Raw genomic sequence first — 12775 nt, 5'->3', positions numbered from 1 at the left:
CCGGAGGGGAAGCACGCACGAGTGACTGATGGACGGTGTCGGAACCATTGTCGACACAAGCGAGATCCAATTGGATCCGGCACGAGCCTTACCGCGTGACTGGTTCGCGCGTCCGGCGGTCGAGGTCGCTCGCGATCTCCTCGGCGCAATCCTGGTGAGCATGGTCGGCGGCGAGTTGGTCGCTGGAGTGCTCGTCGAGGTCGAGGCCTATGGCGGGCCGGAGGACCCTGCTTCGCACGCGGCCCGCTACCGGAACGGACCGGCTCGGGTCATGTGGGGACCACCGGGCCATGCCTACGTCTATCGGGCCTATGGCGTTTACCCATGCTGCAACATCGTCACCGATCCGGACGGTACAGCCGGAGCTGTCTTGCTCCGTGCCGCCATGCCGCTGGCTGGCCACGCGATCATGCGGCAACGCCGGGAGCGATCGCGTCACGCCGGATACCGATTGGCTGAGCACCGGCTGGCGAGCGGGCCGGGAGCGCTCGCTCAGGCGTTCGGGATTATGCTCGATCATCACGGGTTGCCGATCGATCGACCGCCGTTCTGGATTCAGTCTGGCTCATCGCCGCAGCGTGTCGCGAGCACGCCACGCATCGGGATCTCGCGCGGTCAGGAGTTCCTGTGGCGGTTCGTGATTCCCGGACATCCGGCAGTCTCTGGGCGTACTCCGCGCCTCGTGACGGAGTAGACTGGAGAGAGCAGGACCAGGCGATCCTGCTGGACCGGACCGTTTCATGTGGAGTTTCCCGGCTTTGCAACTGGTCAGTTTCGCGCTGGTGGTTCTCTCGGTCCGTGCGATCGTGCGGGCCTGGCGTGCCCGACACCAACTCTTTGCTGAGCCGGTGACCGCTCAACAACTGGCGGTGCTCGTGGAATTAGCGCTTTTCGTGCTCGTACCGATCAGTGTCCTCGCGCACGAACTCGGACACGCGGTCGCGGTGTGGCTTTCCGGTGGACGCGTGATCGGCTTCGGGTACCTCCTATTTCTCGGCTGGGTCGAGTACACAGGCGTGACGAACCCGATCGCGCAGTTCTGGATCGCCTCGAGCGGCAATCTCGTGAGTTTGTTCCTCGCACTCGTCGCCATCGGGGCTGGCCTCTTCGCTCCGCTGCGCCGGCCGGTCGCCGCGCTGCTCTTGCCGGCCGGAGGCATGATCCTGGCGACCACGCTGGTGTTCTACCCTGCACTCGATCTCGCGAGCGGTTTGCGGGGTGACTGGACGCAGCTTTACAGTGGGCCGAGATCGGCCGCTCTCGTGCTCGGGGTACTGCATGGGGCGCTCCTACTCACTGGTTTCGCAGTATGGCGGAGTCGGTGGCTCCGCTGGCGCGTCTCGGCGCGGATCGGTCGGCCGTGGCGGCTGGACGAGCACGACCGGCGACTGCTCGCCTGGCGGCAACTGGCTGAGACCGCGGAGGAACTCGGGAAGCATGACGCGTCGCTGGCGGTCTCCGTTCAGGAGAACGGAGGGAGGCCCGAACTGCACCTTTCCTGGCGAGGAGCGAAGGGCCAGCGCTCGTTGCGGGCACGCATCGGTGAGCGGCCGGATGTGTTGGAGGTCGAAGCGCTGGCGGGGCAGCCGCCCGCGTTACGGGCAAGTTGGCGGGCACTCGTTCCGCCTGAAGCGCTCTTCGCCGGCCCGTCGCCTTTCCCCGCTCTCTTGCACCGCTTGCGCGCCGCGGCGGATGCGCTCGAGCCGGTGGGGGAGGAATGACATGCGACGGTGGTGGCGGCGCGATCGTGACCAGGATGAACGACCAGCCGTAGACCGACCGACCAACCAGCCCGAGCGGCCGGTCCGGGAGGCAGAGCGCCGACGCCTGGCTCGCCTGTACCAGCGTCGTGAAGAGTTGCGCTACGACCTCATGCTCGCTGAGCAGGCTCGCCAACCGGAGAACCGCTGGACAGAACGTCTTCGCGAACTCGATGCGGCGATCGCTGACCTCGACGAACAGCGAAAAGCATTGGAGACGGCGCCCCCCGTCCTTCAGCTACAGCCCCTCCCGCCTGTTCCGGTCGAAGTGAGGGTCGATCTGCAAGCATCGCCCGTGACGGTCGAATTGGAGATCAGCGGTGTCGTTCTCCGCTGGATCGAGGAAGTCGACTGGGCTGAGCGTGGTCACCAGATAGCACCGGCCCAGCTCCGGCGTGTGGAGGACGAACTCGAGAAGGTATTGGCAGCAGTGGGGTACCGCGATCCGAGTCCTGAGCTCCTCGCGACCCTTGCGGCGAGTGCCGATCTCGTGGCGGCTGATGCGCTGGAGACAGTGCGACGTCGGCAAGTCTGGACGGACATCCGGCTCGACGATCTGGCGCGACCGTGTCCCGCCTGCGGTGGCTGGCGAGACCTGCGTGACCGCTGTCCGACATGCGCCGCACGCGCCTGGCAAGTGCAACAACTGATCCTGGAGCGCAACCGGCTGCGGCGCGAGCGGGATGAGGTTTTCCGCGATTGGCAGCGCGCACGTGACCGCTTGCCGATCATCCAGCGTCAGCTCGCGGAAGTGGAAGCGGACATTCGCCAACTCGAAGAAAAGGGCGTTCGTCTGTCCAGCGACGGATGAGTTCTCGCTTGCTCGTCAGTTTGCTCGGTGATCCTGGAGACGATCGGCTATACTGCCGGTACGGGATTCCCTGTCACGGCCAGGCAGACGGTCGGGGAGGGGAAGGGTGGAGTGGCGCGAGCCGCTGCGGCTGCTGGTGGGGAACCGGCGGTTCGCGGCATTATGGGGCTCCGATCTGGTCGCGACCATGGGTGACCGGGTACACCGGGTCGCTCTCGCGGCACTGGTGTACGAACTGACGGGGTCGATGACCGTCGCTGGCCTGGCGTTTTTGGCCAGCGGATTGCCGGATCTCTTGCTCGGGCCGCTCGCTGGTGTGGTGGTGGACCGGGTCGATCGGCGGCGTGTGATGATCGCTTCGGATTTGGCTCGTGTTCTGCCGGTCGTTCTTCTCCCGATCGCGGCCGAATACTGGATCGGCAGTCTCTACCTGCTCCTGTTCATGATCAATGCTGCCTCGATCCTGCACCGGCCAGCCAAGATGGCCTCCATTCCAGCGGTCGTGCCACCGAGCCAGCTCACGACGGCGAACTCTCTGTCGTCGCTTGCCGAGAGCCTCGGTGACATCGGCGGATATCCGCTGGCCGGGCTGGTCGTCGGTGGGCTCGTGTCGGTGATGGGTAATCGGCATGGCCTGGAAGCTGCTTTTGCGGTCGCTGCACTCGGCTACGTCGTCTCGGCGCTGATCCTGTGGCCCCTTCGGCTACCGCCCCTCGTGGTGGGGAGCGACCGGTCCGTTCGAGTGGTCTGGCGCGAGCTGGTCGGCGGAGTGCGGTTCTTGGTCGATCAGCCGCTCGTTCGCACCAACACGCTGCTCGTCGCACTCGGTGCGATCGCGATCGGTATGGCCATGCCGCTCTTGGTCGGCTACGCCTACGCTCGTCCGGAGCGCGGCGAGGTGACTTATAGCCTGCTCAACTTCGGGATCGGCGTGGGGAGTGTCGCGGGTGCGCTCTTGGTCGGCACGCTCAATACGCGGCGCCTCGCGACGCTCGTCGTACTCGGTCTGGTGGTCATGGGAACTGGCTTGACTGGACTGGGCCTCGAGCCACCGCTCTGGGTCGGTGTCATGCTGACTGGGCTCACTGGACTCGGGAATCTCCTGTTCCTGGTACCGAGTGTGACGATCGTGCAGCGTGTGACTCCCGCGAACCTCATGGGACGAGTTTTCGCTCTTCGGTCAACGATCCTGTTCACCGCGCTCATCGCTGCGAACGGTCTAGGTGGTTGGCTCGGTGATGACCTCGGTGCCGGGCGTGCGTTTTTGGTAGTCGGGAGCGGGCTGATCATCATGACCGTCGCGCTGTCGCTGCTTCCGGCGACCCGGCAGGCCGACCGACTCGATGATCTCATGCTCGAGCCATCCGGGTAATGGATATACTTGCACGATGTGGTCTGGAGGTTGTGTGTGCCGGAGCATCCACTCGCTCGTTACGTCTATGAACTCTTCGTCGAGCGACGGCTGACGCTGGCAACCGCCGAATCGTGCACGGGTGGGCTGATCGGCCATCTCCTCACTTCGGTACCAGGGAGCAGCGAATACTATATCGGTGGGGTCATCGCCTACAGTAACCGCGTGAAGCAAGCGCTGCTCGGTGTTCCGGAACAAGTGCTCCGTTCCGTCGGTGCCGTGAGCCGCGAATGTGCCGAGGCGATGGCGAAGGGAGCACGAGAGCGCTTCGCAACCGACTACGCGGTCGCCACGACCGGCATCGCTGGCCCCGGTGGTGGGACAGCGACGAAGCCGGTCGGACTGGTCTACGTTGCCTGCGCGGGGCCGCATGGTGTCGTGGTCGAAGAGCATCGATTCACTGGTGACCGCTGGCAGAACATCGAGCTGTCGGCGGAAGCGGCGCTCCGGCTGCTGCTCGATCAAGTTCAGGTCGCCGATCGATCGGCGATGAGGTAGGAAACGGGTAAGGATGGATTACCAGAAGACGTGCCTGCCCAACGGGATTCGTATCGTGACCAGCCGGATGCCCCATGTGCGCTCGGCGACGGTCATCGTGTACGTCGGGGTCGGCTCACGCTACGAAAGCGATCGCTTGGCTGGTATCTCGCATTTTCTGGAGCACATGCTGTTCAAGGGCACCGAGCGGCGCCCGGATCCCGTGCTGATCAGCGAGGCGATCGAAGGCGTCGGCGGGATGATGAACGCGTCGACCGGTCGCGAGCATACGGACTACTGGGTCAAAGTGCCGAGCCGGCATCTCGAACTCGCTTTCGATGTTCTGGCTGACATGCTGCGCCACTCGTTGTTCGATCCAGGCGAACTCGAGAAGGAACGGCATGTCATCGTCGAAGAGATCCACGGCATCCGCGACACACCGGACGACTACGTGCACGATCTGGTGGATCGGGCACTCTGGAACGGGCATCCGTTGGGAAGGCCGATCATCGGCTCGGAAGAGACAGTGGAGGCGATCACGCGCGACGAACTCATCGCCTACCTCGAGCAGCATTACCGGGCCGATCGCTTGGTCGTGGCTGCAGCTGGAGATCTGACGCACGAGCAGGTGATCGAACTCGTGCAGCGCTATTTCGGTGATCTGGAGCCAGGGACACCAGCTGATCCCCACCCGGCTCGACTGAGCGATGCACGGCCGACGATCGAACTCCTCGAGCGACCGACCGAGCAGGCGCACCTTTGCCTCGCGCTACCCGCGTTGCCGTACCGTGACGAGCGTCGCTTCGTGCAAGGTATGTTGGATTCTGTGCTCAGTTCCGGCATGAGTTCGCGGTTATTCAAAGAGATCCGCGAGCGCCAAGGACTCGCGTACGAGGTGTACGGGTATCTCCGCGAGTATGCCGACGTCGGGCAGGCGGTCATCTACACGGGTACCGACGTCGAGCGTGCTGAGCGCGCGCTGCGTGCGGTGCGGGGTGAATTGGAGAAGCTGGTGCGCGAGCCGGTTCCCGATGACGAACTCGAGCGCACAAAGGAGCTGCGTGTCGGGCGGATCGTCATGGGCTTGGAAGACAGTCGTGCGGTGGCCAGCTGGATCGGCGGGCAGGAACTGGTGTTCGGTGAGGTGCTGACGCCTGAGGAAGTCATCGCCCGCATTCGGGCGGTCACCAGCGAGGAGATCCAGGCGCTGGCACAGGAACTGTTCCAGCCGGAACGCTTCGCCCTGGCTGTGATCGGGCCGTTCGCGGATGTCGAACCCCTGGTGTGCGCCGTGCGTTAGGATCCGCTGGCGACCAGCTGCTCGATCCAACCGCGCTCGCGACCGATCGTCGTCGTCGGGCCGTGACCAGGGAAGACGATCACGTCACCGGGCAGTTCCAGCAGGCGACGGAGTGTCCGGATCGTTTCTGCCATGCTGGACCCGGGTAGGTCAACGCGACCATACCCGCCCGGGAAGAGGGTATCCCCACCGAAAAGCCAGCCGCGTGTGGGCTCGTACAGCGAGATTTGTTCCGGCGCGTGGCCAGGCGTGTGGATTACCGTGAAGCACAGTGGCTCGAACAGCAGTGTAGCCCCATCCTCGACCAACTCGTCCGGTGGTGCTGGCTCGATCTCGAACGGGAGCGGCGTGAGGAGCGGGCGCGGCTGTTGGAGACGTGGAACCGCTTGCGGGTGCGCGACGATCAGCGCGCCTGTCTCCCGTCGCAACGCAGTCGCATCGACGATATGGTCCCAATGCGTGTGGGTGATCACGATCCGTTCGAGCCGCGCCTGGCGTCGCTCGAGCTCGTCGAGCACGGCGAGGCATGAGTCAGGGGGAGCGTCGACCAGGAGCGCGCGCTGCTCCGTGACCAGGAGATACGCGTTCGTCTCGAGTGGCCCGCAGGGAAGGGTAACGATGTCGACCGCCATGCTCTCCCTCTCTCGTGTCGTCCAGCCCAGCGCCGCCGAGCGGCCGCGTCGTGAGTATGCCGCAACCTGGATGAGCGCTAAAGATCACGGCGTTGGAAGCGCAGCATGGCGAGCAGCAGGAGGACCAAGGCATAGGCGACGCTGTACCAGACGGCGAGGGTGCTCGGCGGGACGGTGGTCCCGAAGGGATTCGGGCCCAAGAAGTTCACGGCGAGGCGCGGTTGGACGAGGTAACTGGCGAGTCGCCACATGCTGTCGCTGGGAACGAGGATGGACGAGATCACGCCGATGCGGATGAGGACATCGTTGTCCAAGGCCGTGCCGATCTGCTCGACCAATCCACCGGTGATCGCCATACCGTAGAGCATGAAGACGATGACGCCGTTGGCGACGGTCGAAAAGAGCGTGCTGCCGAGGATCGTCAGGCTCAGCAGAATCAGTGCGACGAGCACGATCAATCCATAGGCTGCGAGGACATTGGGCGGCCGGTAATCACCGACGAAGCGGGCTGTGAGCACTACGGTCGCAACCATCACAGCGATGTACACGACGAGCATCAGTGCGTAGCCGAGCCATTTGCCGAGCACGATCTCCCACCGACGGATCGGCTTCGGAACGATCGCGTGCAGCGTACCCTGTTCGATCTCGCTGGCGATCGTGCCCACGGATGCGAAGATCGTCATCACACCCGCGAGGAAGTTGACCGTCCAGAGGCCGAGCAGCACCATCGCACTGGCGAAAACCTCGTATGGCAAGGTCATGCCCGCTCCGGCTGCTGCTCGACGCGCTTCCATGGCTTGCCAGTCCTGCACGAACAGGGAAAAGCCCCACACGTAGAGCACGATGAAGACGAGGCTCAAGAGTACCACGCCGAGGACCAGCTTCTTGCGGAGACCTTCGCGGAAGGTCAAGCGCGCGATGACCAGTGCCTTCATCGTGACTCCAAAGACTCGTCGTTCACCAGGCGCACGAACAGGTCTTCGAGCGAGTGACGCTCGGGAATGACGCCATAGACGGGGATGCCGGATTCGACGAGAAGATCGACTGCCCGAGCGATCGTTTCCTCGTCCGGTGCACGCGCAATGATTGTCGGACGTGGATCGGGGCGGAGTTCCTCGACCTGCACGAGCTGCGCCAGGGCATCCAGCGTTCCGTCGGGGAGCGACCCGAGGCGGAATTCGACCGTCAGGTCACCGGCCAACAGCGTCGTCATCGGCCCCAGTGCGACGACGCGTCCCCGGTTCACGATCGCGATGCGGTCGCAGACTGCTTCGACCTCGCTCAGCAGATGGGAGTTGAGAAAGACAGTGATCCCATGGCCGCGGAGGCGCCGGATGAGGTCGCGGACGTCGCGCCGGCCGAGAGGATCCAAGGCCGAGGTTGGCTCGTCCAGGATCACCAGACGTGGCTCGGCCAGGAGTGCCTGAGCGATCCCGATCCGCTGCTGCATGCCTTTGGAGTAGGTTCGCACGCGCCGTCGTGCTGCTTCGGTGAGGCCGACCAGTTCCAAGACCTCGGGGATCCGGCGACGCCGCTCGGCACGGCTCAGCCCGTAGAGCTGTCCATGCAGGTCGAGGAGTTCCTCGCCAGTCAACCAGTCATGGAACCGGAAAAGTTCCGGCAGATAGCCGATCTGGCGGCGTGCTTGATAGTCGCCGAGGGGGCGACCGAGTACCCAGCCAGTGCCAGCGGTCGGCCGGATGAGGCCGACCAGTATCTTGACGGCCGTGGTTTTGCCAGCGCCGTTGGGACCCAGGAAGCCGAACACTTCCCCGTGGCCGACGGTGATCGAGAGGTCCTCGAGTGCCACTCGATCACCGTAGACCTTGCGGAGGCCCCGCGTTTCGATCGCCCATTCGGACTGGCTGCCTGGTAATCGCGGCTGCATGGTGTTCCGTCACAGTCCGTGGACGGGTAGGAGGCACGAGCCCCCTACCCGACGCGTCGAGTGGTCGACATCAGCGCAGCGAACGCGCGATGGCCAGCGCCTGATCCGCGGTCACGCTGCCGCCGACGACATGGAGGATACCGCGTTCCTGCCAGAGGACTGCGGATCCCTCAGAGCCTTCGATGAGCAGCCCGCTCGTGCCGCGCAGCGAGATGGTCCGCGAAGTGGCTCCCTCCGGAATCGGGATGATCAGCGTTTGGCGCCAATCACGGACTGCGCGGATTTGCGCTACCACGTCGGGAGGAAGCCCTGGGAGCATCAGTAGGTCCTCGCGCAGGAGTTCCGGATCGATCTCGGCGGGTAGCTCCAGTGTCGGGCTCTCCAGTTCGGCGACCAGCAGCAGGGCTCGATCGCCGGCTTCCCAGACTTGCGCAGCGCTCGCCGGAACGGAGAGTGCCACGGTGACCGTCGGCGTCACACTCGGATCAGGCAAGCTCGCGAACTGCAGCCCGAGCTGTGCGGCGGCCTCTTGCACGCTGGCGACGTCGATCGTCATCTCGCTCCGCTGTGGATCGCCCGCCAGATACCGTGGTTGGATGGACGCAAACGGCGCTGGCACCGCAGCCGGGACGAGCGGTGCACGCCCAAGGTGAGCAGTGAGAGCGTCCAGCGAGTCGACCTCGCGGACATGCTCACCATTCATCTGCTCGGGTGTGACCTGGAAGGATCGCTGAAGTTGCTCGCGAAGAGCTGCCCGCTGCTCCTCCGGTACCGACCCGAACTGATCGCTCAAAGAACTGATCGTCGAAGCTGGTATGGTGATGGCCGCGAACTGCTGGACACGGAAGCGCTGGACCAGCTGATCGGCAAGTGCGCCGACCGGTGCCAGCCAAACGACGAGTGCGAGGGCGAGAGTTGCTGCGAGCGCAGCGCTCGCTTTTCGGAAATAGCGCATGGGACGCTCCTTTCTCGATTCCGTGGCACCAACTGGCAGGGGGACGGGTGACTGCTCGAGCGCAGTCAGCGCGCGTTCGACGAACTCCGCATCGGCTCGCAAGCGTTCGAGGCGCTGCTGGCAGGATCGACAGCCAGCGACATGCTGGCGAATTGCGGTCTCACCTGGGCTGTCGACCAAGAGCCGAAGCGTTCCTTCTGGCGGGCAGCGGCGAAATCGTTTCACTCAGGCACCTCCTCTCCATTCTCGCCGAGCAGGGCTCGATAGCGCTCGCGGAAGCGGCGCTCAGCGCGCGCCAGCAGGGTACCGACCGACGTCGGTCGAAGGTCCAACAACATGGCGATCTCTTCGTAACTGAATCCGCTCACTCGCAGGGCGAGTAACGCCCGATCGCGATCGGAAAGTTTCTCCAAGACGCTCTGGACAAGCAGCGACGTTTCATTCCACTCCGCGGTGGGTCGCTGATCGTCGAAAAGCCGATCGAGGCGGAGCAGACGGGACCAGTGGAACCGGGCTCGTCGCTGACTGCGCAGCAGGTTGAGCGCCGCGTTGGTGGTCACGCGGGCGAGCCAAAGCCGCAGCGCGTGTGGATGATCGTTCAGCTGCGGTGGTTGCCGGTAGAGGCGAAAAAAGACCTCTTGGCAGATATCCTCTGCGTCGTCGGTTCGACCCAGTGTCCGCAGTGCGATCCGGAAAACGAGCGGGCGGTAACGGTCGTGCAGGAGCGCAAAAGCCTGCTCATCGCCCGCCTGGGCAGCTTCCAAGAGTTCGCGATCGGTTCGGTTGGCCACGAGCGTCACACGTACCCCTTGTCATTCCAGTAAAACACCGCCGAGCTCGCTGATGTGACAAAAGCTCGGCGGTCCGATCGGATCGAGTGTCTCGTTTCCCGATCGACCGCGCCTACGGTGTCGGTGTCACCGCTGGGGTGCGTCCTGGGCTGGGAGTGGTTCGAGGCGTAAGAACAGGAGACGCGGTTGGCGTAGATGTGGGCGTCCGCGCTGGTGTTGCAGCTGGGGTACGAGCCGGTGTTGCTGCGGGGGAGACAGCTGGCGTCCGTGCCGGTGCAGCCGTCGGCGTGCGCGGCGCAGCTGCAGGGGTTGCTGGACGTGTCGGAGTCGGGGTTGCACTACCGCCTCGGCAAGCCGGAAGTGCGACCAGGAGAAGCGCGACGACACAAGTGAGTGTGATGAGCGTTCCTTTCGACCATGTCGCCTCCATCGACACCTCCTAACCCCGTGTCCGACGATACCGAGCGAGACACCCGAACCGATCGGCTGCTGAGAGGGGATCTCCTCCCCCCTCCCATTCATGGGAGAACACCCCAGTGCCCGTTTGCTGTGACAGTGAGGGATTCGGAAAGAGCTGTGTGGTACAGTCGGCGCGGTTGCCGGATACCTGGCCGCCGGTGTTCTGGAAGGGAAGAGGGGTCGATGCGGATCCGGAAGGGAATCGTTCTCCTGCTCCTCGGTACGAGTGCTCTGATCGCCTGTCGCTCAGCCCCGCCGACGCCGACCGTCGTGCCGAGTCCGACCAGTGTCCCGACCGCGGTGGCACCCACTCCGACGCCGGTGAGGACGCCTGCGCCGGTGGTTCTCAAGCCGCCCGATCTCGTCCTGAAGGTCGCAAGCGGCGAGCAGCAGGCGACGATCGGTCCGTTCTTTTGGGTGCTCGATTCCGGCTTTGCCGGCGAGACGACCGCTCCCGGGCTCGTCCCTCCGAGCGAACAGCCGCTCGCCGTTCGGCCGGGGGAGACGCTCAGCTTTGCATTCAGCGAGGACCGGATTCCGGAGAAGGTGTCGCTCGCAGTCTATCCACAGGAGGGGAATTTCGAGCCGATCTCGCCCGCTCCGGATGCACCGAAAGGGTTCGTCGCCAAGACCGATCCCGTTGTGACGGCTGACCCGGAACGCAGCGGTGCTGGCTTCCAGTGGACGATGCCGGAACTGAGCCCGGGTACCTACTTCCTGCGTGTGGAAGTGGAATGGCCACAGCACCCGAAGAATCCCCGACCCGACAAGGTACCGCGGGCAGTGTATGCCTTTTGGATTCGAGTCTCCTGAACGGTCGAAACAGTGGCGCTGGACACTGGCTTACCGGCAGGCTTGTTACTCGCTAGTCTTCTCGGTAGCATGCTGGGGTTAGGCTGGCATGCGGTGTTTGGTCGGCGGATCTGGCAACTCCCGCTCTACTGGTTGGGTGGTGTGCTCGGTTTTGGGATCGGGTCTGTCGCGAGCCAGCTGCTCGGAATGGTTCTCTACCGGCTGGGCACTGTGCCGTTGGTCGAGGGAGGACTCGGTGCACTGTTCGTTCTCGGGATCCTCTGGCTCGTGACGACGCCAGCTGAAGCGGCCCGCTCTCGTCGAGCGAGGCAGCGCGTCCGACGGAACGGCGATCGATCGTCGGGGGAGGGATAGGGGATGCGGCGCGGCTGGTTGTGGGTGATCGTCGGTGGCTTGCTCGCGATCTTCGTCGTGCTGTTCGTCGTCTTGTATCTGTTGGGCGGGCCGGAGCAGTCGGCACTGGAGCGGGTCCGCGATATTGCGATCATCTTCCTCGCCCTTTCGACTGTTCTCGTCGTGCTCCTGCTCGGTGCCCTGGTCGGGATCGGGATCTGGCTGGGGCTCCTGATCCGGGATCATTTGATTCCCCTGCTCGCGGCAGCGACCGAGACGATGTCGCGCGCGAAGGGAACGGTCGAATTCGTGGGGGAGACGATCGCCCGGCCCATCATTCGGACCTATGGACGGGTGGCAGGTCTTCGTGCGCTGATCCGCACCCTCACGCAGCGGTGAGGGTACGCCGCACTGGAGACAGCGAGCGGGCAGCGAGCAGCGCTGCCCGCGTTGTGCGTTGATGTGCCTGCTTTCTGGTGTCAGCACCCGGCTGATGCTTCGGCCCTCTTCGCCGAAAGAGGGCGGCAGAGGGTCGTCTGCTGGCTCCCCCGGGTGCGCTGGTTGGTTCACCCTCGGCAGAAGCGGTAGACTCGACGCGCGTCGGCCTTAATGGTATCCCGCGGCGGTACTATCGAACAGCGCTGGACAGGGATGGTCCGATGTTGAGCGAAGCCGAGGCGATCGTGCGGCTCATCATCGCGCTCCTGCTCGGGGGGCTGCTGGGCTTCGAGCGCGAACTCAGTGCCAAGCCGGCCGGGCTGCGCACGCACATGCTGGTCGCTGAAGGCGCGGCGCTCTTCATGGTCTGCTCGATGCTGCTCATGGAGCAGTTTTCCCGTCCGGAGGTCGGTATCCTGATCGATCCCAGCCGGATCGGCTCGACGATCGTCACCGGCGTCGGGTTTCTGGGTGGTGGCATGATCCTGCGGGCCCGGGACCGCGTCTTCGGGCTGACGACGGCGGCTGGGATCTGGGTTGCAGCCGCGATCGGGATGCTGGTCGGGGCGGGATACTACGTGATCGCGATCGTCGGGACACTCCTGGCTGTTGCGACGATCGTCTTCGTGCGCCGGATCGAGCGGTACCTGCGCCTTCCGGACCAGCTGCGCGAGCGACCACTGGACGAGCTTTCCGTCGAGGAGTGA

15 protein-coding genes are annotated in these 12775 nt (G+C 64.6%); 10 read left to right on the top strand and 5 right to left on the bottom strand.

Features of this window, described 5'->3' with window-relative positions; all coding sequences use genetic code 11:
- The first annotated feature begins 28 nt into the window (after positions 1-28).
- The 6 genes from TRD_RS07060 (at position 29) to TRD_RS07035 (ending at position 5759) form a co-directional block, all read left to right on the top strand.
- Entirely contained in the window at positions 29-694 is a 666-nt protein-coding gene (locus TRD_RS07060; RefSeq protein WP_015922458.1) for a DNA-3-methyladenine glycosylase, read from the top strand.
- A gap of 46 nt (positions 695-740) precedes the next feature.
- Positions 741-1721 carry a zinc metalloprotease gene (locus tag TRD_RS07055; protein ID WP_041436030.1) on the top strand — a complete coding sequence of 327 codons (981 nt, stop codon included), beginning with the start codon at positions 741-743 and terminating at the stop codon, positions 1719-1721.
- 1 nt (position 1722) lies between these two features.
- The gene (locus tag TRD_RS07050; RefSeq protein ID WP_015922456.1) at positions 1723-2571 is read left to right on the top strand and encodes a hypothetical protein; all 849 of its coding nucleotides are present in this window, start codon (positions 1723-1725) and stop codon (positions 2569-2571) included.
- A 106-nt stretch (positions 2572-2677) separates the two neighbouring features.
- Complete coding sequence (locus TRD_RS07045; RefSeq protein WP_015922455.1) at positions 2678-3943, top strand: MFS transporter; 1266 nt, start codon at positions 2678-2680, stop codon at positions 3941-3943.
- A gap of 36 nt (positions 3944-3979) precedes the next feature.
- The gene (locus TRD_RS07040) at positions 3980-4480 is read left to right on the top strand and encodes a CinA family protein (RefSeq protein WP_015922454.1); all 501 of its coding nucleotides are present in this window, start codon (positions 3980-3982) and stop codon (positions 4478-4480) included.
- 13 nt (positions 4481-4493) lie between these two features.
- On the top strand, positions 4494-5759 hold the full coding sequence (locus tag TRD_RS07035) for a M16 family metallopeptidase (RefSeq protein ID WP_015922453.1): 1266 nt from the start codon (positions 4494-4496) through the stop codon (positions 5757-5759).
- Here TRD_RS07035 and TRD_RS07030 read toward each other — a convergent pair.
- The 5 genes from TRD_RS07030 to TRD_RS07010 form a co-directional block, all read right to left on the bottom strand.
- A complete protein-coding gene (locus tag TRD_RS07030) occupies positions 5756-6391 on the bottom strand; it encodes an MBL fold metallo-hydrolase (RefSeq protein ID WP_015922452.1) in 636 nt (211 codons plus the stop codon). The two genes, TRD_RS07035 and TRD_RS07030, sit on opposite strands and share 4 nt — an antisense overlap.
- A 77-nt stretch (positions 6392-6468) precedes the next feature.
- Positions 6469-7326, bottom strand: coding sequence for an ABC transporter permease (locus tag TRD_RS07025; RefSeq protein ID WP_015922451.1), 858 nt, complete (start codon positions 7324-7326; stop codon positions 6469-6471).
- Positions 7323-8279: an ABC transporter ATP-binding protein gene (locus tag TRD_RS07020; protein ID WP_015922450.1), complete on the bottom strand. Its 957-nt coding sequence runs from the start codon at positions 8277-8279 to the stop codon at positions 7323-7325. Before TRD_RS07020 ends, TRD_RS07025 begins: the two co-directional genes overlap by 4 nt.
- Positions 8280-8349: 70 nt before the next feature.
- Positions 8350-9459 (bottom strand): hypothetical protein, encoded by a 1110-nt coding sequence (locus tag TRD_RS07015; RefSeq protein ID WP_015922449.1) that lies wholly within the window; start codon positions 9457-9459, stop codon positions 8350-8352.
- Entirely contained in the window at positions 9456-10034 is a 579-nt protein-coding gene (locus tag TRD_RS07010; protein WP_015922448.1) for a sigma-70 family RNA polymerase sigma factor, read from the bottom strand. The genes TRD_RS07015 and TRD_RS07010 overlap by 4 nt, the downstream gene beginning before the upstream one ends.
- A 633-nt stretch (positions 10035-10667) precedes the next feature.
- Between TRD_RS07010 and TRD_RS07000 the strand changes: the two genes are divergently transcribed.
- The 4 genes from TRD_RS07000 (at position 10668) to TRD_RS06985 (ending at position 12775) form a co-directional block, all read left to right on the top strand.
- Positions 10668-11297, top strand: a complete 630-nt coding sequence (locus tag TRD_RS07000; protein WP_015922446.1) for a hypothetical protein — start codon at positions 10668-10670, stop codon at positions 11295-11297.
- A 12-nt stretch (positions 11298-11309) separates the two neighbouring features.
- Complete coding sequence (locus TRD_RS06995) at positions 11310-11651, top strand: hypothetical protein (RefSeq protein WP_015922445.1); 342 nt, start codon at positions 11310-11312, stop codon at positions 11649-11651.
- A gap of 3 nt (positions 11652-11654) precedes the next feature.
- The gene (locus TRD_RS06990; RefSeq protein ID WP_015922444.1) at positions 11655-12029 is read left to right on the top strand and encodes a hypothetical protein; all 375 of its coding nucleotides are present in this window, start codon (positions 11655-11657) and stop codon (positions 12027-12029) included.
- A gap of 260 nt (positions 12030-12289) precedes the next feature.
- Positions 12290-12775: an MgtC/SapB family protein gene (locus tag TRD_RS06985; protein WP_015922443.1), complete on the top strand. Its 486-nt coding sequence runs from the start codon at positions 12290-12292 to the stop codon at positions 12773-12775.

Origin of the sequence: Thermomicrobium roseum DSM 5159, assembly GCF_000021685.1 — a bacterium.
GTDB lineage: Bacteria > Chloroflexota > Chloroflexia > Thermomicrobiales > Thermomicrobiaceae > Thermomicrobium > Thermomicrobium roseum.
The sequence above is the reverse complement of the archived record's forward strand: the minus strand, read 5'-3'. Positions and strand labels throughout refer to the sequence as shown.